Annotated in this window: 16 protein-coding genes and 1 pseudogene; 8 read left to right on the top strand and 9 right to left on the bottom strand. The window is 72.4% G+C overall.

What is annotated here, in order from left to right; all coding sequences use genetic code 11:
* Nucleotides 1–111 precede the first annotated feature (111 nt).
* Complete coding sequence (locus HNR00_RS23945) at nucleotides 112–258, bottom strand: hypothetical protein (RefSeq protein WP_183573803.1); 147 nt, start codon at nucleotides 256–258, stop codon at nucleotides 112–114.
* A 312-nt stretch (nucleotides 259–570) separates the two neighbouring features.
* Between HNR00_RS23945 and HNR00_RS23940 the strand changes: the two genes are divergently transcribed.
* The gene (locus HNR00_RS23940; protein WP_183573801.1) at nucleotides 571–885 is read left to right on the top strand and encodes a hypothetical protein; all 315 of its coding nucleotides are present in this window, start codon (nucleotides 571–573) and stop codon (nucleotides 883–885) included.
* A 221-nt stretch (nucleotides 886–1,106) separates the two neighbouring features.
* Here HNR00_RS23940 and HNR00_RS23935 read toward each other — a convergent pair whose 3' ends face one another.
* A complete protein-coding gene (locus HNR00_RS23935; protein ID WP_183573799.1) occupies nucleotides 1,107–1,310 on the bottom strand; it encodes a hypothetical protein in 204 nt (67 codons plus the stop codon).
* A 163-nt stretch (nucleotides 1,311–1,473) separates the two neighbouring features.
* Between HNR00_RS23935 and HNR00_RS23930 the strand changes: the two genes are divergently transcribed.
* Nucleotides 1,474–1,905 carry a cupin domain-containing protein gene (locus HNR00_RS23930; RefSeq protein WP_183573797.1) on the top strand — a complete coding sequence of 144 codons (432 nt, stop codon included), beginning with the start codon at nucleotides 1,474–1,476 and terminating at the stop codon, nucleotides 1,903–1,905.
* Between the two features lie 3 nt (nucleotides 1,906–1,908).
* Here the strand turns inward: HNR00_RS23930 and HNR00_RS23925 are convergent, their stop codons facing one another.
* The 3 genes from HNR00_RS23925 to HNR00_RS23915 form a co-directional block, all read right to left on the bottom strand.
* Nucleotides 1,909–2,532, bottom strand: a complete 624-nt coding sequence (locus HNR00_RS23925) for a Crp/Fnr family transcriptional regulator (RefSeq protein ID WP_183573795.1) — start codon at nucleotides 2,530–2,532, stop codon at nucleotides 1,909–1,911.
* A gap of 170 nt (nucleotides 2,533–2,702) precedes the next feature.
* Nucleotides 2,703–4,025, bottom strand: coding sequence for a flavin monoamine oxidase family protein (locus tag HNR00_RS23920; protein ID WP_183573792.1), 1,323 nt, complete (start codon nucleotides 4,023–4,025; stop codon nucleotides 2,703–2,705).
* Nucleotides 4,026–4,252: 227 nt separating this feature from the next.
* Nucleotides 4,253–5,206 (bottom strand): Kelch repeat-containing protein, encoded by a 954-nt coding sequence (locus HNR00_RS23915; RefSeq protein ID WP_183573790.1) that lies wholly within the window; start codon nucleotides 5,204–5,206, stop codon nucleotides 4,253–4,255.
* A gap of 143 nt (nucleotides 5,207–5,349) precedes the next feature.
* Here HNR00_RS23915 and HNR00_RS23910 point away from each other — a divergent pair, with 143 nt between their 5' ends.
* The 3 genes from HNR00_RS23910 (at nucleotide 5,350) to HNR00_RS23900 (ending at nucleotide 9,620) form a co-directional block, all read left to right on the top strand.
* Nucleotides 5,350–6,075, top strand: coding sequence for a sulfate transporter family protein (locus tag HNR00_RS23910; RefSeq protein ID WP_183573788.1), 726 nt, complete (start codon nucleotides 5,350–5,352; stop codon nucleotides 6,073–6,075).
* 130 nt (nucleotides 6,076–6,205) lie between these two features.
* Nucleotides 6,206–8,314, top strand: coding sequence for a GumC family protein (locus HNR00_RS23905; RefSeq protein ID WP_246391066.1), 2,109 nt, complete (start codon nucleotides 6,206–6,208; stop codon nucleotides 8,312–8,314).
* A 13-nt stretch (nucleotides 8,315–8,327) separates the two neighbouring features.
* Nucleotides 8,328–9,620 (top strand): VpsF family polysaccharide biosynthesis protein, encoded by a 1,293-nt coding sequence (locus HNR00_RS23900; protein ID WP_210306671.1) that lies wholly within the window; start codon nucleotides 8,328–8,330, stop codon nucleotides 9,618–9,620.
* Nucleotides 9,621–9,623: 3 nt separating this feature from the next.
* Here HNR00_RS23900 and HNR00_RS23895 read toward each other — a convergent pair whose 3' ends face one another.
* Nucleotides 9,624–10,853, bottom strand: coding sequence for a glycoside hydrolase family 5 protein (locus HNR00_RS23895; protein ID WP_183573786.1), 1,230 nt, complete (start codon nucleotides 10,851–10,853; stop codon nucleotides 9,624–9,626).
* Between the two features lies 1 nt (nucleotide 10,854).
* Complete coding sequence (locus HNR00_RS23890; protein WP_183573841.1) at nucleotides 10,855–12,057, bottom strand: DUF1972 domain-containing protein; 1,203 nt, start codon at nucleotides 12,055–12,057, stop codon at nucleotides 10,855–10,857.
* 192 nt (nucleotides 12,058–12,249) lie between these two features.
* Between HNR00_RS23890 and HNR00_RS23885 the strand changes: the two genes are divergently transcribed.
* Genes HNR00_RS23885 through HNR00_RS25895 form a run of 3 tightly spaced genes read left to right on the top strand, consistent with a single transcriptional unit; the run spans nucleotide 12,250 to nucleotide 16,087 of the window.
* Entirely contained in the window at nucleotides 12,250–13,458 is a 1,209-nt protein-coding gene (locus HNR00_RS23885; RefSeq protein WP_312886110.1) for a glycosyltransferase family 4 protein, read from the top strand.
* A complete protein-coding gene (locus tag HNR00_RS25710) occupies nucleotides 13,416–14,759 on the top strand; it encodes an MATE family efflux transporter (RefSeq protein WP_183573782.1) in 1,344 nt (447 codons plus the stop codon). Before HNR00_RS23885 ends, HNR00_RS25710 begins: the two co-directional genes overlap by 43 nt.
* A complete protein-coding gene (locus HNR00_RS25895) occupies nucleotides 14,756–16,087 on the top strand; it encodes a GNAT family N-acetyltransferase (protein ID WP_312886109.1) in 1,332 nt (443 codons plus the stop codon). The genes HNR00_RS25710 and HNR00_RS25895 overlap by 4 nt, the downstream gene beginning before the upstream one ends.
* 113 nt (nucleotides 16,088–16,200) lie before the next feature.
* On the opposite strand, the gene HNR00_RS23870 is transcribed toward HNR00_RS25895, so the two are convergent.
* Nucleotides 16,201–18,147, bottom strand: coding sequence for an FTR1 family protein (locus HNR00_RS23870; protein WP_183573779.1), 1,947 nt, complete (start codon nucleotides 18,145–18,147; stop codon nucleotides 16,201–16,203).
* Between the two features lie 152 nt (nucleotides 18,148–18,299).
* Nucleotides 18,300–18,485 (bottom strand): annotated as a pseudogene (locus HNR00_RS25700) (PepSY domain-containing protein); the annotation flags it as partial.
* Between the last annotated feature and the right edge of the window lie 93 nt (nucleotides 18,486–18,578).

The following is an 18,578-nucleotide window of genomic DNA, read 5'->3' as shown; positions in this document are numbered from 1 at the left end:
TGTCGGCATCGTCGGAACGATCTTCTTCCGATCCGGCGGCGCGAGGGAGAACCATCTCCCTCGTTGGCGTTCTCTAGAAAGAACGTTCCTGCGCCTTGCGCCGGGCGCCGCTCAGGCCGTCGCCCATTCGATGGCGAGCCAGACGCCGCGGGCGACGATGAACCACCACGTCATCGTCAGCGCCAGGGCGCAGGCCAGCCCGAGGGTGGCGAAGCGGCGGTGAAGGAGGCGCCGGAGCGCGTCGGCGACGGGCTGCATCGAAGATCCTGTCGAAGGGAAGGCATCGGTTCCGGATCGGGCCGGGCGTGCCGCTCCGATCCGCCTCCCGTCCCGTTTCGGGACATCGAAGCCCGGTCGGAGACGGATTGGCTTAACCACCGCAACCGGCGAACCAGCCGGGACAGAGGCTCCGGCGAGCCCGTTTCCGCAGGGGGATCGGCGCCTTGTCCACGGGCGTCGCCGGCTCCTGCCGGGGCGCGCCGGGCGGCGGGCTCCGGTCTTGCAGTGAGGCGGTCAACGGCCCGCACCCCGCGGGCCTCGTCCCGTTCTCTTCCCGCGAAGGGTCCTCTGGTGTCTGCATCCGCCTCTTCCGACGCGCTGTCGCGCCCGGCGCCCGTGCTGGGCCTGTTCTCCGACGGTTTTTCCGCACGACGAGGCCCGTTTCCGGCGGCGTTCCCGTTCACCCATGCCTGCGACCCGACCCACCGCTTCGCGTTCTCGGTGGCCGACGACTGGTACGGGCGCTGGAACGTGCTGCCCTGGCGCCCGCCGGCCGAGACGGTCCCCAGCGAGGATATCTTCGTGGTCGTGCCCGCCACGGATCGGTCGCGGCGAAACGACCGGCCGGGCCGGCTTCCCCCGGCACCGCGGCTGCGCCTAAGCTGAGGGCATGGAAGAGAACGAACTTCGCGAGTCGCGGGCGGCGCTGGTCCTGATGGCCGTGGCGGTCTTCGCCGTGCTGGCCTTCGGCGCCGTGACGCTGATCGCCCAGGCGGGCTGAGGCGGGCCTGTCTCGACGCCCTTTCGACCGGCTTCTCCCATCACCCCCCTCGGGATGAGGGCGGGGATCGGAAAACCATCGGAGAGAGGGAGAGCCGGACGGGCGCTCAGCTCGAGAGCTGGCGCAGCTGCCGGTCGAAGGCTTCGAGGGCCCGGGTCTGCTCGGGGTCGGGCTGCGGGCCGCTGATATAGGCCAGCGTCACACGGGCGATGCGCAGCGCCGTCGCGAGGTCGCGTCCTTCGCGGCGGGCCTGCTCGATCACGGTGGCGACGTCCGCCATGACCTGCGCCTTTGCTTCGTAACCCCTCATGGCGTCTCGCCGCCTTCGACCCCTGGGCCATAAAGGCCACGCTTGCACTCGTACCATTCCCGCGGGCGATGGCGAAACACGTCCGCGCGACCTCTCCAAGGGACTCTTCTCACAGGCCCTCGGTGAAGGCATCATCATCGGCAAACGAGGCAGGAGCGAGACGATGGGCGAGGCGACGTCCGGGGGCGGGAGCCCGGGCCACGCGGTGTTCGACGTGGCCGCGGGCGTGCGCGCCCTGCCCGAGACCGCCGACACGATGGTGGCCGACCATCGCTTCACCGACGACCCGGCGGCGAGCGCGCGGGTGTTCCGGGTCTACCGGCCCACCCCGCCGCATTCGCACGACACCTGCGACGAGTATCTCTACGCCCTGTCCGGCCGCTGCCTGATGCGCTTCGGCGACGAGGCGCCGCTCGAGGTCGGACCGGGCACCCTCGTGGTGTTCAAGCGCGGTGTCGTCCATTCCGTACCGGCGATCCTCGAGGAGCCGATGGTGTTCCTCTCGGTCGACACGCCCCGGCGGGCGCCCCGCGACATCCGCTTCGCCGAGGCCGGCACGGGCACGCCCGACACCTTCATGCGGCAGACGGAGTGACCCTCACAGCACGTCCGTCCCGGCATTCTCCGCCCGCAGCGTCTCCGCGGCCTGGAACAGGCGCTCGCTCGTCAGCTTGAGGAAGTAGAAGCCGAATTCCGGGTTCTGGTAATAGAGCTGCTTGACCTCGGAATAGCTCAGGCAGAGCGCCGAGCCCGCCTCGACGCAGGCGAGCGAGCCGGTGCGGCGGTTGCCCGGCGAGAGCATGCCGAGTTCGCCGACGATGTCGCCGGGCTTCACGTCGAGCCCGTGCTCGGCGATGCGGAAGCGCCCGCTCTCGATCAGGTACATCTCCTCGGCCGGATCGTCCCTCAGGAACAGCACCGCGCCGGCCCGGAAGCGCCGGGACGTGCCGAAGGGCTTGAGCCAGTCGAGCGAGAGATCGCCGGAGGCCGCCCGCTCGGTGTGGCGCACGAGGCGGAGCATCTGGTGGAGCCGCCACGCGTTGACCGGGATCTGGATCATCCCGGTCAGCACCACCGGTGCGCTGCCGATCAGGACGCCGTAGGCGATGACGGCGCAACTCGCGCAGAGCGCCACGATCCGTAAGGGGATCATCGTGCTCATCGCCGTCGAGGCGATGGTCAGCCCCGTGCCGAGATAGCCGATCGCCTCGATCCAGCTCATCGCCGCCCCCGCCTTGCCCCATCCCGGACGGCGACGAGGAAACCTCGACGCCGTCGGCCCGCGCGACGGCCTTCGTCCGCCGGACGCGCCGGTTCCGACCCCGGATCGGAATCGGCGCCGCGTGGATCGATGCGGCGGTTCGCACCGATCGTGCCCCGATGGCAAGCGCCTCAGGCGGTGGCGCGCAGGGCCGGCGCGGCGAGTCGCTCCGCGACCGCGTCGGCGGCGCGCATGCCCTCCTCGTAGGCGCCGCCCGCGGTGCCCCATTGCTGGCGGGAATTGGCCTCACCCGCGAACCAGATCCGCTCCGCCACCGGCTCCTGCAGGATCGTCCGCGCGCCCGCATGACCGGGTGGGACCACGGCCCAGGAGCCGCGCGACCAGGGATCATGCCGCCATCCGGTCACCGCCGGCATCGCGAGGTCGCGCAGGCCGCGCGCGCCGAAATGCTCGGTCAGCACGGCGCGGGCGAAGCGGCGCTCCGCGTCCGGGCCGCAGCGGAGCGCGTCCGCCGCCTCCGCGAAGGCGGCGTCGAGTTCGAAATAGTGGAAACCCGTGCCGTCGATCCGGGTCAGCATCCCCGGCGGCTCGTGGCGCCCGCCGACGAGGCTGGCGAGCCGGTCGCGTCCGCGGAACGGGGCCGAGGGCCAGTGCAGCACGACGTGCTCGTAGGTGCCCGACAGGAAGCCGTCGATCGCCTCGCGCGTCCGGGCAGGCAGCGCCGGCTCGAAGCGCAGGCTGCGCTGGAGCACCGGGATCGGCACGGTGACGATCACGGCGCGGGCCCCGAGCGTCCCGCCGTCCGCCAAGCGGATCGTGACGCCCGGTCCGGTGGTCTCGATGGCGGTGACCGGCGCGCGCAGGCGGATCGGCAGGTCCAAGGCGAGGCGGGCGATGAACGCGCCGTAGCCGCCGGCGATGAAGAAATTGTCGCCGTATTCGAGGCTCGGCCAATCGTGCAGCGACACCTCTTTCAGCGGCCGCCCCGAGACGAGGGCGTGGACGAGGCCGATCCGCTCCCGCCACGGCCCGAGGCTCGGCGGGACCGCGCTCGAGGCCGGGGCGTCCGCGCGCAGGCCCGCGGCGAGCGTCATCGCCCGGTCGGCGATGTCGAAGGCGCGGCCGAACGCGGCCTGCTCGGCGGGACGGCCCCGGCGGCGCCCGACCCGGAGATGGCCGTCCTGCGCCGCCCGCCGCAGCGGCTCGCCGCGGGCGTGGCCGAGCGCCACCAGCGGGTTGACCGGCCCGGCATGGAGCCAGTGCGCCCCGAGATCGATCGGATGCCCGCGCAGCGCCGCGGTGAAGGCGCGGCCCCCGACCCGGTCGCGCGCCTCCAGCACCGCCACCGACAACCCGCGCCCGATCAGAAGCCGCGCCGCCGCGATTCCGGCCGCGCCCGCGCCGATCACCGCCACGTCGGGGGCGGAGGGGAGGGGGGCGAAGCGCGGCGGGACGGTGGGGCGGAAGCGGGCGTGTTCGGGGGAGGGGGGCATTCGCTTCTTGAGGCTGCGAAGGGAGGGTGGTGATGTCGGACGCGACGCCGCCCGCGGCAAGCGCGCCCCAAAAACCCTCACCCCTCCGCGGGGGAGGGTGCCCGCGGAGCGGGGGGACAAGCGGCACCGTCGCTCCCCTCACACATCCGTCGCTGACGCGAGACCCACCCTCTCCCGCGGAGGGGAGGGGGATGCGGCGGCGACGCCTGCGACTGGACCATGGAAAATCAGCGTCCCGGCGCGGCCCCCTTCGGATCGAGCACCTCCACCGTTCCCGACTTGTCGCCCCCCGGTCGCGGGCTCCCCGTCAGCGTGTAGATGCGGCCCTGATAGGTCACTGCGCCGAAGCCGTGGCGGGCGGTCGGCAGGCGGGCCAGTGCCCGCCAGAGGTTGGCCGGCAGGTCGAACGCCTCGACCTCGTCGTAGGTCCTCACCCTGGACTCGCCGCCGATCACGAACACCTCGCGCCCCAACACCGCCGAGGCGACGCCGCTGCGGGCGGTCGGTAGGGGGGCGGCGTCGCTCCAGCGGTCGGTGGCCGGATCGTAGACCTGATTGGCCGTGAGGTTTTTCGACGAATCCCCGTCGATGCGCCCGCCGGTGGCGACGATGCGGCCCTCCACCGTCTGTACGGCGAGGTGGTCGCGCGGGGTCGGCAACGGCGCGGCGCTGGCCCAGCTGTCCGTCGCCGGATCGTAGATCTCGTGGGTCGTGACGTTGCCCCGGCCCGAGCCGCTGCCGCCGACGACGTGGATCTTTGGGCCGACCGGCGTCGCGCCGCCCGCCGCCCGCGGCGTCGGCAGTCGCGCACGGGGTTCCCAGGCGTCCGTCTTCGGGTCGTAGGCCCAGACCTTCTCGCTCGCGTCCCAGCCGTTCACGTAACCGCCGAACACGTAGATCTTCCCGCCCCGCTCCGCCGCCATGGTGTGATGGACCGGATAGGGAAACGCGGCCCCCTTGCTCCAGCGGTCGTTGGCGAGGTCGTAGATCAGGAGTTCGGTCGCGCCGTTATAGTCGCCGATGACGTAGGCCTTGCCGTCGAACGCCGCGACCGCGACCTCGGAGCGCTCGGCCGGTGCCGAACTGGCGCCGGCCCAGGCGCCGACCTCGTGGGCCGCCGCGGGGCTTGCCGCGCAGAGGAGCCCGAGCAGGATCAGGCGGGGGAAGGGGCGTCGGGTCATGGCGTGTCTCCGGCGTCTGTCGGGTGTCAACGCGGCAATCGAGCGGGAGGGCCCGAGCTTTTCCGGACTTGCACTCGTGGGCGCTTGCGGCGAGAAACCCGGCGAGGTCGGCAAGAGGCAGTTTTCGGGAGACGAACGGCGCGATGCTCATGAAGGCCGCCGCCGCGGCTCTGCGCCAGGTGTTCTCCCCGGCGTTGCGCGGCATCCTGATCAAGTCGCTGGCGCTGACGATCGGGCTTCTGGTCGCGGTGTGGTTCGGGCTCACCCGGCTGATCCAGGCGTTCCAATCGAGCCACCACATCTCGGCGGATTACCCGTTCCTCGACACGCTGGCCTACTTCCTGGCAGGCGCCGGGCTGTTCGTGGCGCTCGCCTACGTGATGCCCGCGGTCTCGATCTTGGTCGCGGGCTTCTTCCTCGACGACGTCGCCGAGATCGTCGAGCACACCGACTTCCCCGCCGAGCCGCGGGGCCGGGCGCTGCCCTTTGGCACGGCGATGTGGTCGGCCGTGCGCTTCGCCGGGCTGGCGCTGCTGGTGAATCTCGTGGCGCTGATCCTCGTCTTCGTGCCGGGGGTGAACCTCGTCGCGTTCTTCGGCGCCAACGCCTACCTCTTGGGCCGCGAGTATTTCGAACTCGCCGCCGGGCGCTTCCGGCCGCTGGCGGAGGCCCGCGCCATGCGCGAGCATTTCGGGTTCACGGTGATCCTCGCCGGCTGCCTGCTCGCCGGGATGATGGTGATCCCGATCGTCAACCTCGTCACCCCGCTCTTCGGCGTGGCCCTAATGGTCCACCTGCACAAGGGCCTGGAGCGCAAGGCGACGCTCTCCGGCCCCGGCGCGAACGCCCGCCTGCCGCACGGGCGCTGAGCGTCCCGCGACGGGACGTTACTTAACGAAATCGATACGGAATCGCCGCGCACGCCGATTGCAGCCTGCCGCCCGAGCCGTCGCCACGACGGCCATCGATGCGGATTCTGTCCCGAGGCGGTCACCGGTCATGTTGCAGATCGAGAGCAGGGAGGCGCATGGCCGCGCCCTGGCGCTGACGGCGCCCGCGGCGGCGATGGGCGAGATCGACCGCACCGCCGAGATCGGCGACCTGTGGCGCATCCTGTGGCGGCGGCGCGCCACCATCGTCTGGACCACGCTCCTCCTCGTGACGGGCACGCTCGTCTCCTGCGCGCTCACGCCCCCGCTCTACACCGCCACCGCCCAGATCCTGATCGATCCGCGCGACCGGCAGGTTCTGACGAACGACATCAACCCGACCATGGTCGCCCCCGACGGGGGCGTCACCCAGGTCGAGAGCCAGGCGCGCGTGCTCGAATCGGCCGGCGTCCTGACCCGCGCCGCGGCGGCCACCGGCCTCGACGCCGATCCCGAATTCACCGGCAAGGGCGAGATCGGCACCTTGGTCTCGGACCTGCGCGATTGGATCGGCTGGCCGGAGCCCGCGGATTCGGTCACCGACCGCGAGGACCGGCTCCTGCGCAACATGCGCAAGCGCCTCGCGGTGAAGCGCGCCGACAAGGTGTTCGTGATCGACATCGTGTTCACGGCCAAATCCGCCGAGAAGGCCGCCCGCACCGCCAACGCCATCGCCGCGGCCTACCTCGCCGACCAGAGCGAGGCACGCACCGAAGCCTCCAAGCGCGCCTCCGGCTCGCTGACCGACCGCCTAGAGGAACAGCGCGAGCGCGTGCGCGCGGCGGAGGAACGCGCCGAGGCCTACCGGTCGAAGAACGACCTCGTGCGCTCGAACGGTCGCCTCGTCACCGAGCAGCAGCTCGGCGAGATCAACGTGTCCTTGAGCGCGGCCCAGGCCAGGGCCGCCGAGCTGAAGGCCCGCCTCGACCAGATCGAGCGGGCCCGGAACTCGGGCGCACCGGAGGCGATCAACGAGGCGATCCAGTCGAACACCATCGGGAAGCTCCGGGCGCAATACGCCGAACTCGTCGAGCGGCAAGCCGACCTGCGCACGCAGCTCGGCGCCCGCCACCCGTCGATCGTCGCGGTGACGGCCCAGTTGCAGGACGTCCGCACGCTCATCAATTCGGAGCTCGCCCGCATCGCCCAGTCGGCCCGGGCCGATTACGAGCGGGCGTCGGCGAGCGAGCGGGCGCTCGCGAAAAACCTCGACCGCCTGCGCGGCGAGAGCACGGCGACCAATCAGGCCGCGGTGAAGCTGCGCGAGCTGGAGCGCGAGGTCGAGGCGAGCCGCAGCGTCTACACCTCGTTCCTCACCCGCGCCCGCGAGATCGAGGAGCGGGCCAACATCGACGCCACCAACGCCCGCGTCGTCACGCAGGCGATCCCGCCGCAGGAGAAGAGCTGGCCGATGCCGGCGCTGTTCGCGCTCGCGGCGGCGGCTGCCGGTATGGGACTCGGCACCGGGCTGGCGCTGGTGCGCGAATACGCCAACCCCGCCGTCCTCTCCCGCGGGCAACTCCAGGGCCTGACCGGCGCGCCCGTCATCGGCACGGTGCCGAACGGGACGCGCCGCCGCGGCGGGCGCGCCCGCCGGGCGGCGCAGGCCGCGCGCGAGGCCGCGGGCGCGCTGGCGCTGACGCGCCTCCTGGGCATCCGCGGCGGCACGCTCGGGACCGCCACCAGCGTCTTCGTCACCTCGGCCGCCGCGGACGGCACCGAGCGGCGCCGCGTCTCGCAGCTTCTGGCCTCGCTGGGCGAGGCGCGCGGCCTCCAGGTCCTCATGATTGAGGCCGACCTGCTCGGCCCGGAGGCGACGCCGGGCCTGCTCGACGTGCTGCGCGGCGACGAGCCGCTCGCCACGGTGATGCGCCGCGAGCCGTCGAGCGGCGTGCGCTTCCTCGGCGTCGGCCGTCCCAAGCGCGCGCCGACCGAGCGCGGCCGCGAGGCCCGCGAGCGCTTCCTCGCCGAGATCGGCCGCCGCTTCGACCTCGTCATCGTCGACGGCGGCGCCATCACCGAGAACCCCCAGGCCGCGAGCCTGATGCCGCTCGCCGACGGCGTCCTCCTCGTCGCCCGCCTCGGCGCGACGAGCCAGCGCGACGTGGCCGACCTTGTCGAAGCGGCGGGGCTCGCCGGGCACCCGGTGGGGGCGAGCCTGATCGTGACGCGGGCGTGAGGGCGCGGGTACGATGACCGCCGCCCCGCAGATTCCGTCCGCGGCCTGGTCGGTTCCGATCCACCGTGCCCGTCCGCGCGCCCGCGACGCGTCCGCCGCCCCGGCGATCCTCCTGCTCCTCGTCCTGTTCCTGTTCTCCGGCGGCGTGCTCTGGCATCTCGGGGTCAACTACGACGGCTTTTCGGGAAGCGCGGCCGCCAAGGTCCATCCGGCGACCTATCTCGCGCCGCTCTGCCTCCTCTGGGCGATGGTCTCGTCCGGCGATCCCGTCGGCTTCTGCCTGCGCACCGCCCGCGATGCGCCCGCGAGCCTGCTGCTCCTCGTCGTCGGCACGGCGCTGCTCGTGCAGATCGCGCTGCGCTCCGGCACCGGGCTCTCCGGCTCCATCGACACCTTCGTCGGTCCGGCCCTCGTCATGATGCTGCTGGTGCGCATCGCCCCCGCCCGACTCGGGCCGCTGGAGACGGCGCTGCATGGCGTGATGCTCGCCAATGCCTGTCTCGGGCTCGCGGAGTTCGCCACCGGCCGCCTCGTCTTCCCCTACCGGCTCGACGGCGAGGCCTTCCCGACCGACACGCGCTCGGCCGCCTTCCAGGGCCATCCCCTCGTCAACGCGCTGGTCACCGCGACCTATGTCCTCGCCCTGATCGCGGGCGGCGGGCAGTTGCGGCCCTGGCAGCGCCTCGCGATGCTGGCGCTGCAGACGGCGGCGCTCGTCACCTTCGGCGGGCGCTCGGCCATCGTCGCCGTCGTGCTGCTCGGCGGCCTGTCGGTCCTCGTCGCGACCCTGAGGGTGCTGCGCACCGGCCGGGTGCCGCTGCTGGCCGCCGCCTTCGGTCTCTCGGCGCTCACCATGGCGCCGCTCGCCCTCGTCGCGCTCGCCTTCGGCGGGTTCTTCGACAAGCTCGCCGAGCGCTTCGTCTCCGACGGCGGCAGCGCCAACGCCCGGATCGAGATGCTGGCGCTCATCGACCGCATCCCCTTCCGCGATCTGGCATTCGGCCCCGATACCGGCTTCGTCGAGACGCTGCGGCGGATGCACGGGCTCGAATGGGGCATCGAGAACCCGATCGTCCGGATGGTGCTCTACCAGGGCGTGTTCATGACGACGCTGCTGACGCTCGCCGTGGTGCTGTTCGTCGCCGAGATCGTGCGCCGCTGCCGGCCGGGTACCTTCCTGCCGGTGCTCGGCTTCGCGCTGCTGCTCAACACCTCGGAGAGCATCGCCAGCAAGACGACGGTGCTGGCGAAGTTCGCGATCATGATGGTTGCGCTCTACCGGCCGCTCATGCCGCGTCGGCGGTGAGCCTCACCCCGGCATCCGCATCCCCAGCGCCGCGACGACGGCCGGATCGAAAGCACGGGTCGCGTCGTCGGTGACGAGGCCGAACCCATCGAAGAAGTTCCAGTAGGCCCAGCCGAAGCCGTAGCCTTCGATCGTCTCGCGCAGATCCCGGATGTAGCGCGCCCGGTCGGCGGCGCCGGCCGCGACGTAGCGGGCGTCGCTGCGCAGCGCCCCGAACTCGCCGATCAGGATTTTTTCGGGGGCGATGCCGTTGGTTCTCGCCCAGCCGCGCACGCCCGAGAGACCGTGGACCAGAAAATTCCGGTCGGGGCGGGCATCGAAATATTCCCGCATCTTGGCCTCGGTCTCGGCATAGGCCGCCTGCGCCTCGGCGGGCGGGCGTCCTGCATCCTGCGCCATCCGGCGGCGCACGGCGGCGAGCGTCGCGGCGAGCGTGCCGTCGCTCGCCGGCCACGGTACCGCGTTGAGCGCGCGGTAGATCGGCTCGCCCCGCATCCACGGCGCCCCCTGGTGGGTGAACAGGTACGGCTCGTAGAAGTGGACGACGTAAGTCAGCGGCCCGAGCCCGGCGAGCAGCTTCGGGTCGAGCGCCTGCAGGCCCGGCACCATGCTGCCGCAGGCGCCGGTCGCGGTAAGCGTCAGGGTGGGAGCCGCCCCGCGGGCCGCCACCAGGAGGTCGCGCTGGATCGCGGTCCACTCGGTCGAGCCGCAGGCCTGGGGCGGCTCGTTGACCGGCTCCAGCACGGTGCGCGCCGGGTCGAGCCGTCTGGCGATCTCGGCGACGAGGGCGCGATAGGCGGCAAGGTTCGGCGCCTGCCGGTCGGCGATTAGCCGGCGCGAGTTCCAGTGATGCGTCGCCTCGTTGATCTGGACGTTGACGACGACGTCGAGCCCCGCCGCGAGGCAGAGCCCGACCGCGTCGTCGAGTTCGTCGAGGAGCCGGCGGCGAAAAAGCGTGCCGTCGAAGGCGAGGAACGGCCCGGGATCGACCGGGATCCGCACGAAGTCGAAGCCGGCCTCTCTCAGGCGCCGGAGGTCGGCCCGCTTCGGCACCGGGCGCTGGTCCTGGAACGGCGGCCACGCATAGTCGGTGCGCGGCGCCGGATATTCCTTGGTGAGCGAGAACCACGGCCACAGGCTGATGCCCCGCCGAAGCTGGGGAGCGGCCGGGGCGGCCCGTGCCGGGAGGGTCGCACCGAGCGCTGCGGCTAAAATGGTCCGGCGGGTCGGCATCTCAGCGGGAGCGCGGCGCGGGCGCGGTCCCGCCGACCGCGCGGGCGTCCGGCTCGCTCCGGCCCTCCGCCCGCGCCACGTCGCGTGCCAGGGCGAGCAGTTCCGCCTCGTAGCGGGCGAGCACGTCCGACCATCGAAACGCCTCCGCCGCCCGCCGCCTGGCGGCCTTGCGGGCGGGGGCGAGGTATTCCGGCCGGGTCAAAGCGAGGTCGATCGCGGCCTCCAGCGTCTCCTCGTCGCGGAAGGCGAACTGGCCCGGCCCGGTGGTCCAGGCGTTGAAGACGTTGTCGTGGGCGATGACGGCGTTGCCCGCCCACAGGGCTTCGACCAGCGACGGGTTGGTGCCGCCCACCCGGTGGCCGTGCAGGTAGGCACGGGCGTGGAAGCGCAGCGCCCGCACGATCGCCGGATCGTAGAGGCCGCCGGGAAACATCACCTCGTCGCCCGCCGCCGCTCGCACGGCGCGGTGATAGGGGTTGGCCGCGTCGAGGCAGCCGACCACGACGAGGCGCAGCCCCCGGCGGCGGCGGGAGAAGGCGCGCACGATCGGCAGGATTGAGTTGTCGGGCTCGATCCGCGCCACGCTGAGCAGGTAGCGGTCCGGCGCGAGCCCGAGGGCGTCGAGCGGCGCGGTCGGGGCCGCCTCGACGGGGTCGCCGCCGTAGGGGATCGTGGCGATCGCGGAGCGCGGGCGGCGGGTGGCGAGGTGGTCGGCGATCGCCGGATGGTCGGCGATCAGCCGGTGCGAGGTCCAGGCGGCGATCCACTCGGCGACCCAGAAATAGGCCCGCACCGCCGCGTTCCACTTGGGCCGGCGCCACTCGATCCCGTCCATGTTGGTGAGGATCTTTCTGCCGCGCAGGCGCAGCCACGGCAGGAACGGGGCGCCGTTGTAGCCGAGCACGAGGCACGCCGCGTCGCGCTGCGCGGCGTGGCGCACGCAGTGCCCGTCGAAGGCGAGCGTCGCGAGCGCGCCCGTCTGCGCGACCTGGACATGGACCAGCTCGATCCCCCGCCAGGTCGTGGAGCTGAAGCGCCGCCGCAGGGTCGTGACCTCGTGCTGGCAATAAACCGTGACGCGCCAGCCCTGCGCGGCGAGGTGCTGCGCCAGCCGCTCGGCCAGCGTCTCGAAGCCGCCATGCGCCGCCGGGATGCCGCGGGTGCCGAGAATCGCCACGGCCGGGCGGCCGGCGCCCGCCGCCATCGGACGCGGGCCCGCCGCTTGCTCCGGCCCCGTCAGCGGCGCCGGATCGGTGCCGAAACGGGACGAGTCGAGGGCAGTGACCCCATGCGCATTGCCTGCATCCATCAGGGATACGAACTCTACGGCTCGGACCGAAGCTTCATCGAAACCGTCGGTGCCCTACGCGAAACGTTTCCGGACGCGGACTTGAGTGTGGTCCTGCCCAGAGTGGGACCGATCGTACCGTTCCTCGAAGCTTTCGCGACGCGGGTTGACTACGCACATCTGTGGGTGCTGCGCCGGAAGGGCCTTGGGCGTCTCGCGACGCTCGGCCTCCTCGCCCTGCCCATCGCGCTCGGGCGCGCCGTCCGGCGCTTCGCGCGGGCCGACCTCGTCTACGTCAACACCGCGGTGGTGGCCGACCATCTCCTCGCCGCCCGGTTCTTTCCGGGCAGGGCGATCGTGCACGTGCACGAGATCCCCCAGGGACCGGCGCTGACCGTCCTGCGCGGGCTGATTCGCTGGAGCCGGGCCGAGATCGTGTTCAACTCGCAGGCGACGCGGTCCGCCTTCGCCCTGCCGGCCTCGATCCCCGCGCGGGTGATCCACAACGGGATCGCCGGCCCGCCCGCGGCGCTGACGCAGACCTATGACGGGACGCGGGCCCTGCGGGTGCTGATGCTGGGGCGCCTCAGCCGGATCAAGGGTCAGGAGGTGCTGCTCGACGCCCTCGACGCGTTGCCGGCCGACATCGCCCGGCGCATCGAATTGCGGATCGTCGGCAGCGCCTTCGAGGACCCGGAGCGCGAGCGGCGGCTGGCCGCGCGCATCGCCGGATCGGCCCATGCCGGGCGGGTGACGCTCCGGCCGTTCGATCCCGATCCCGATCCGCATTACCGCTGGGCCGACATCGTCGCCGTCCCGTCCCGCCTGCCGGAATCGCTCGGGCGCGTGGCCATCGAGGCGATGGCCTACGGGCGCCCGCCGCTGGTCTCGGCCATCGGCGGTCTCGCCGAGGTGGTGGAGCACGGCCGCACCGGCTGGTGCGTGCCCCCCGATCGGCCCGAGGTCCTGTCGGAGGCACTCGCCCGGATCGTCGCGGCGCCGGAGGCGTGGCGCGGGTTTCCGGAGGCCGGGCGGCGGCGCTACGAGGCGTTGTTCACGGAGGATGCGGCGCGGCGGGCGATCGGGGCGCTGGTGCGGGAGCGTTCGGGTTCAGGCGGTTCCGGGCGCGACGCTTCCGATCCCGCGTCTCACCCGCGCCCTCATCCCGAGCTGCGAAGCGAAGCGGAGCCTCCAAGGAGGCCTCCGGAAGACGCGCGATCCCTGAACTCCTCCTTCGAGGCCGCTGGCGCGGCACCTCAGGATGAGGGCGCGGGTTGGACGCGGGAATCGACGTCGCCGATGCGCGGCGCGCCATGACCCGCGCCGATCTCCACCGCCTCGCCGGCCGCTTCGTCGTGATGCTCGGGGGCGAGGTGCTGCAGAGCCTGTTCCATCTCGGGCTCAACCTCGCCCTGGTGCGGGCCCTGTCCGCCCACGGCTATGGGCTGTTCGCCATCGTATTCGGGCTCGGGGCCGTCGCGCTCACCTTCGTGCGGGCGCTGGCGGGCGTTCCGGCCCTGACCTTCATCCCGCAGGCGCGCTCCGAGCGGCGCGCGCGGGCGGAGGCCGTCGCCTTCGGCACGGGGGCGCTCGCGCTGTGCCTCGGGCTGGCGCTGGGGACGGCCGCCGCCTTCGCTCCCTTCGTCGGGAGGGGCGCGCTCGCCGCCGGTGCCTTCGTCGCCGCGTGGTCGCTGCGGAGCTTCCTGCGCAACCTGCTCTTCGCCCGCGGACGCGCCGATGTCGCGGGCCTCAGCGATCTCGCCTTCACGCTGGGCGGCACGGCGATGCTCGCGCCGGTCCTGATGCGCGGTGGCGCGGACGCGCTCCTGTGGGACAGCCTGTGGCTGCTGGCCGCCGCCCACGCCCTCGGCCTCGTCGTGGCGCTCCTTGCCCTGCGCGAACGGATGCGGATCGCGCCCCGCCACGCATGGCGGCGCTACCGGCGCCTGTGGCGCTCGCTCGCGTGGTCGGTGGCCGGCACCGCGACCGCCAACGTGCAGGCGCAGGGACAGATGCTCCTGATCGCAGGGCTCGCCGGCCCCGCCGCCTACGCGCCGATCGCGGCGGTGCTGGTGCTGTTCTCGCCGCTGCGGCTCCTCGGCACCGTGGTGGTCAACTTGTGCCAGCCGGAGATGGCGCGCCTCATCGCGGCGGGCGAGGCCCGGCGCCTGCGCCGCGTGCTCGCCGCGGCGACCGCCCTGCTCGCCGCCGCCTGCCTCGCCTACGGTGCCGGCCTCGCCCTCCTGTTCGATGCGGTCGAACATCGTCTCTTCGCCGACCGCTTCGCGGGCGAGCCGCTCGGCCTCATCGCCGGGCTGGTCGGGTCGACGGTGCTGCTCACCATGCTCTATGCCGCGCCCAAGACCCTGATCGAGACGCGCCGCGCCTTTCCCGAACTCGCCGCCATGGCGCTGGCGAGCGCCACCCTCGGCATGGCCGCGGTGGCGGCCCTCGTGGCGTTCGCCTCGCCGGCCTGGTCGATGGCCGGGGTCGCGGTCTCCGAGGTCGTCGTGCTCGCCTGGAGTTGGCGGGCGGCGCTGCGGCCGGCGACGCAGCCCGTGGCGCCTCGCCCTTCTGCCTTCCGAATCGCCCTGCCGTTGTCCAGGAGAGTCCCGTGAGCGTCGAGGCCGTCCCGATCCGTCCGCGCGATGCCGTGGCCGACTTCGTGTTTCAGGCGAGCGCCGGCTCCGCGACCTACGAGGCGGTGCTTCATCGCGATCTCGCGAGCCTCGCCCCCCTTTGGCGCCGGCTGCAGGAGGCCGGTGCCTGCACCGCCTTCCAGCGCATCGAGTGGGTCCTGGCCCTCGTCGCGCATCTGAGCGCCGCGCGCGGGGCCGAGCCCCTCGTCGTCGAGGTCCGGCGCGGCGGGCATCCGGTTCTGCTGCTGCCGCTGGCGCACCGCCGCCGCCGGGGCGTGCGGATCGTCGAGGCGCTCGATCTCGGCGTCTGCGACTACGCCGCGCCGGTCGTCGCTCCCGGACCGGCGCCGTCCCCCGCCGAAGCCGAACGGATCTGGCAGGCCGTGCGCGCCGTGCTGCCGCGGGCCGACCTGATCCGCCTCACCCGCCTGCCCGGCGATCTCGGCCCGGTCGCGAATCCGCTCGCCCTCGTGGCCGGCGCCCGGCCGCTCGCGCTCACCCGATCCGGCTTCGGCCTGGACGGGGACCCCGAGACCCTGCTCAAGCGCGTGTGCAGCGCCTCGACCCACCGCGACCTGATGCGGCGCAGCAAGCGCCTCGACCGCCACGCGGACGTCCGCTTCGTCGCCGCGACGGACGCGGCGGAGGTCGCCGACCTCTTCGACGTGCTCGTCGCGCAGCGCCGGGAGCGGTTCCGCGAGATAGGTCGCTTCGAACCCCTGGACGAGCCCGGCATGATCGCCTTCTACCGTGCCGCGGCGCTCGCCGAGCCCGGAACCGGCCTCGTGCGGGTGTTCGGGCTGCGGGCGGAGGGCGAATGGATCGCCACCGCCTACGGCCTCGTCCATGGCGGGGCCTTCCACGGCGTGCTGCTGGCGATGGCCGGCGGGGCGTGGCGCGCCACGGCGCCGGGTCTGCTGATCGCCTCGCGCATCATGGTGTGGGCGCGCCGGGAAGGGTTGACCTATTTCGACTTCACCGTCGGCGCGCAGCCCTACAAGGCGGGCTTTCGACCGGAGGAGCGCCCGCTGTTCGAGATCGCCGAGGCCGCGACCCTGCGCGGGGGGCTGATGCTCGCCGGGGAGCACGCCGCCGCCTCGGCCAAGGCGGCGCTCGAACGCCATCCCGCCCTGTTCGAGCGGCTGCGCACGGTCGTGCGCTGGCTGCGGCGCCGGCGCGGGCCGAAGCCGCTCCACATCCCGGCCCCAGCAGCAGCAGAACACACACGCCTCACTCGAAGTGCCCAGGTAGCGATGGGGCACACCGCCGGCACGAGAAACCCCGCTCCCGAGAACCGGGCGGGGTAAGGGGCTCGGTTGGAGGTGCGCGCCATCGAGCCCGCATCGGCATGGCGAACGGCAACGCTCAAGCTTTGACCGGCGGCGACGACATGCCTGCTGCGCCGCTCGCCGGGCCGGATTCAGGATCGCCGCTCCGCCGGAAGGTGCTTGTCCGACCGGCGCGCGTAGACGAAGCCGATCGCGAGGATGACGAGCAGGATGATCTGAGCCGCCACGCCTTCGCGCGTCGGATAGAGGCCGAGCATCTCGATCCGAGGATAGCCCGACAGGGGCAGCACGGGAAGCGACCCGGCCTCTTGGAACGCCGCCACGGCCTTGCCGATCAGCACGACCGCAAGGCCGGCCAGCAGGATCGAGACGGCGCCGAAGAACTGGCCGATCGGCAGACGCATGCCGAAGCGGATCATCATCCATGCGATGAGGGCGAGGGCGAGGACGGCCAAGGCCGCGCCGGCCAGCACCGTGCCGGCCTCGCCCTGGTTCCAGATCGCGGCATAGAACAGGATCGTCTCGAACACCTCGCGATAGACGATCAGGAAGGCGAGACCGAGCAGGAAGAACCCCGAGCCCCGCGACAGGGCACCGGTCAGGCGGTCCCGGATGTAGCTCTGCCACGCCCCCGCGTGGCTCTTGCCGTGCATCCAGATCCCCACCCAGACGACGACGATCGCGGCCAGCAGGGAGCCGAACCCCTCGGTCAATTCCCGGCCGGCGCCGCTGATGGTGATGATCCAAGTGGCGAGCGCCCAGGTCGCCGCGCCGGCGACGAGGGCGAGGCCCCACCCGTAATGGACCCAGCGTGCCATGTCGGGCCTGTCCGCCTTCCGCAGGCAGGCGAGCATGCTGACGACGATCAGCAGCGCTTCCAGACCCTCCCGGAACAGGATGGCGAAAGAGGCGAGCAGCATCGCCAAGCCGGAGGATGGCCCCTCGGACAGCTTCGCCTCCGCTTCGCCGAACAGGGTATCGAGCCTGCCGATGTCCACGGCCACCGCGTCCGGCCCGACGCCCTCGGCGATTCCGGCCCTGACTGCGATCATGGCCTCCTCGATCCGCACCATCAGCGCGTTGTCGCGGGCGGCGAGGGCCGGCTCCAGGGGCTCGAACCCGTCGAGATAGGCGGACAGGGCGAGATCGGTCGCGCGCTTGCCGTCTCCCGCGCGAAGGGCGTCGAGCGCCTCGTTCAGTCGCTGCCGGGCGAGGGTCAGATGTCCACCCGACGGCGCGGCCGCCTCCGCGAGGCGATGACGGAGATAGGCGGTCAGCGCCTTGCCGTCGGTCTCGCCGCGTTGCGCCGCGAGTTCGGCGGGCCGCAAGGCCATCAGGCGGTCGAGGCTCATCGTGGCCCGGAACGCGTCGTCGGCCTTCCAGATCCGCTCGCCGGCCGGGACGGCGTCGGGCGGATAGGCGAGCGTGCCGGCAAAGGCGGCGACCGCCCAGCGGTCCTGCGGGCTCAAGGTGTCGGCGAAGCTCGGCATGCTGGTGCCGTCGAGCCCCTGCTCGATCACTTGGTAAAGCGCGAAGACGCTGCGCTCGCGGGCCCTGTCCTCGTCGGAGAAGGCGATCGGCGGCGGGTCCATGTCGGCTCCGATCGTGGCCGGTCCGTCGCCGCCACCGGTCACGCCGTGGCAGCTCGCACAGTGCTGGGCGTAGACCTGCCGCCCCCGCTCGAGGTCGGGCGCCTGCGCGGGCGCGATCGGCACGGGATAGGCGGCGATCAGGGTGCTCGCCACCTCGCGGGCCAGCCGCGCGACCTCCTCCGGTGCCTGCTTGCCCACGATGGCGCGCTCCAGCCCGGCGGCCTTGTCCCTGAGGGAGGCCAGGGCCGGCGAGGCCGGCAGCGCGTCGATGCGCTGGCGGGCGCTCGCCGAGAACTCCGTCATCTCCCTGTACTCGGCGTCGTTGGCGATCGCGCCGTCCTTCACGGCCTCGCGGTAATCGACGGCGATGTAGTCGAGGAGACGCCAAGCTGTCGCGACATCCTCGGGCTCGCTCGCGAGAGCCACGGAGGCGGCGATCACGAGAAGCCCGGCAACGAGGGTTCGCAGGGTTCGGTGGAAAGGCATGGCGGTCTCGGCGGAACGGGTCTGGCAAGTCTCGCTCGGGCGGCCGCCGTCACGAACACACTGCGTCAAAGGTTCGTCAAACGGTGAGCCCGTTGACTAAGCGCGTTGAATTCGCTCCGTCAAACCGGCAATTTTGCAACAGATGACCATATTCAATCTGACGGCATCGGCGGAATCGCACCCGGTTCGATGTTTCGGCGAACGGAAGCGCGGGCGGCCCGCTTGCGCCACAAGATCACCTCACCAGTGACGGACCGCAGCGCTACGACGATCCCCATGCCTGAGATCAGGATGCGACCAGGCAGACCGGGAATGCGGCCCGAGTGGACCGGACATTGATCTGCCCCCACGAGGTGGTCCAAGTTCGAAGTTAGTGCAGGGTCGGCCTTTGCTCCACGGGTAGCTTGGCCGGCGGAGCCGGTCGGGTGAGC

It is taken from the genome of Methylorubrum rhodinum (assembly GCF_014199935.1).
Lineage (GTDB): Bacteria > Pseudomonadota > Alphaproteobacteria > Rhizobiales > Beijerinckiaceae > Methylobacterium > Methylobacterium rhodinum.
The sequence above is the reverse complement of the archived record's forward strand: the minus strand, read 5'-3'. Positions and strand labels throughout refer to the sequence as shown.

Coding starts and splice junctions, on each gene's coding strand:
- HNR00_RS23945 (WP_183573803.1), bottom strand. CDS start 258: ATGCAGCCCGTCGCCGACGCGCTCCGGCGCCTCCTTCACCGCCGCTTC.
- HNR00_RS23935 (WP_183573799.1), bottom strand. CDS start 1,310: ATGAGGGGTTACGAAGCAAAGGCGCAGGTCATGGCGGACGTCGCCACC.
- HNR00_RS23930 (WP_183573797.1), top strand. CDS start 1,474: ATGGGCGAGGCGACGTCCGGGGGCGGGAGCCCGGGCCACGCGGTGTTC.
- HNR00_RS23925 (WP_183573795.1), bottom strand. CDS start 2,532: ATGAGCTGGATCGAGGCGATCGGCTATCTCGGCACGGGGCTGACCATC.
- HNR00_RS23920 (WP_183573792.1), bottom strand. CDS start 4,025: ATGCCCCCCTCCCCCGAACACGCCCGCTTCCGCCCCACCGTCCCGCCG.
- HNR00_RS23915 (WP_183573790.1), bottom strand. CDS start 5,206: ATGACCCGACGCCCCTTCCCCCGCCTGATCCTGCTCGGGCTCCTCTGC.
- HNR00_RS23910 (WP_183573788.1), top strand. CDS start 5,350: ATGCTCATGAAGGCCGCCGCCGCGGCTCTGCGCCAGGTGTTCTCCCCG.
- HNR00_RS23905 (WP_246391066.1), top strand. CDS start 6,206: ATGTTGCAGATCGAGAGCAGGGAGGCGCATGGCCGCGCCCTGGCGCTG.
- HNR00_RS23900 (WP_210306671.1), top strand. CDS start 8,328: ATGACCGCCGCCCCGCAGATTCCGTCCGCGGCCTGGTCGGTTCCGATC.
- HNR00_RS23895 (WP_183573786.1), bottom strand. CDS start 10,853: ATGCCGACCCGCCGGACCATTTTAGCCGCAGCGCTCGGTGCGACCCTC.
- HNR00_RS23890 (WP_183573841.1), bottom strand. CDS start 12,057: ATGGCGGCGGGCGCCGGCCGCCCGGCCGTGGCGATTCTCGGCACCCGC.
- HNR00_RS23870 (WP_183573779.1), bottom strand. CDS start 18,147: ATGCCTTTCCACCGAACCCTGCGAACCCTCGTTGCCGGGCTTCTCGTG.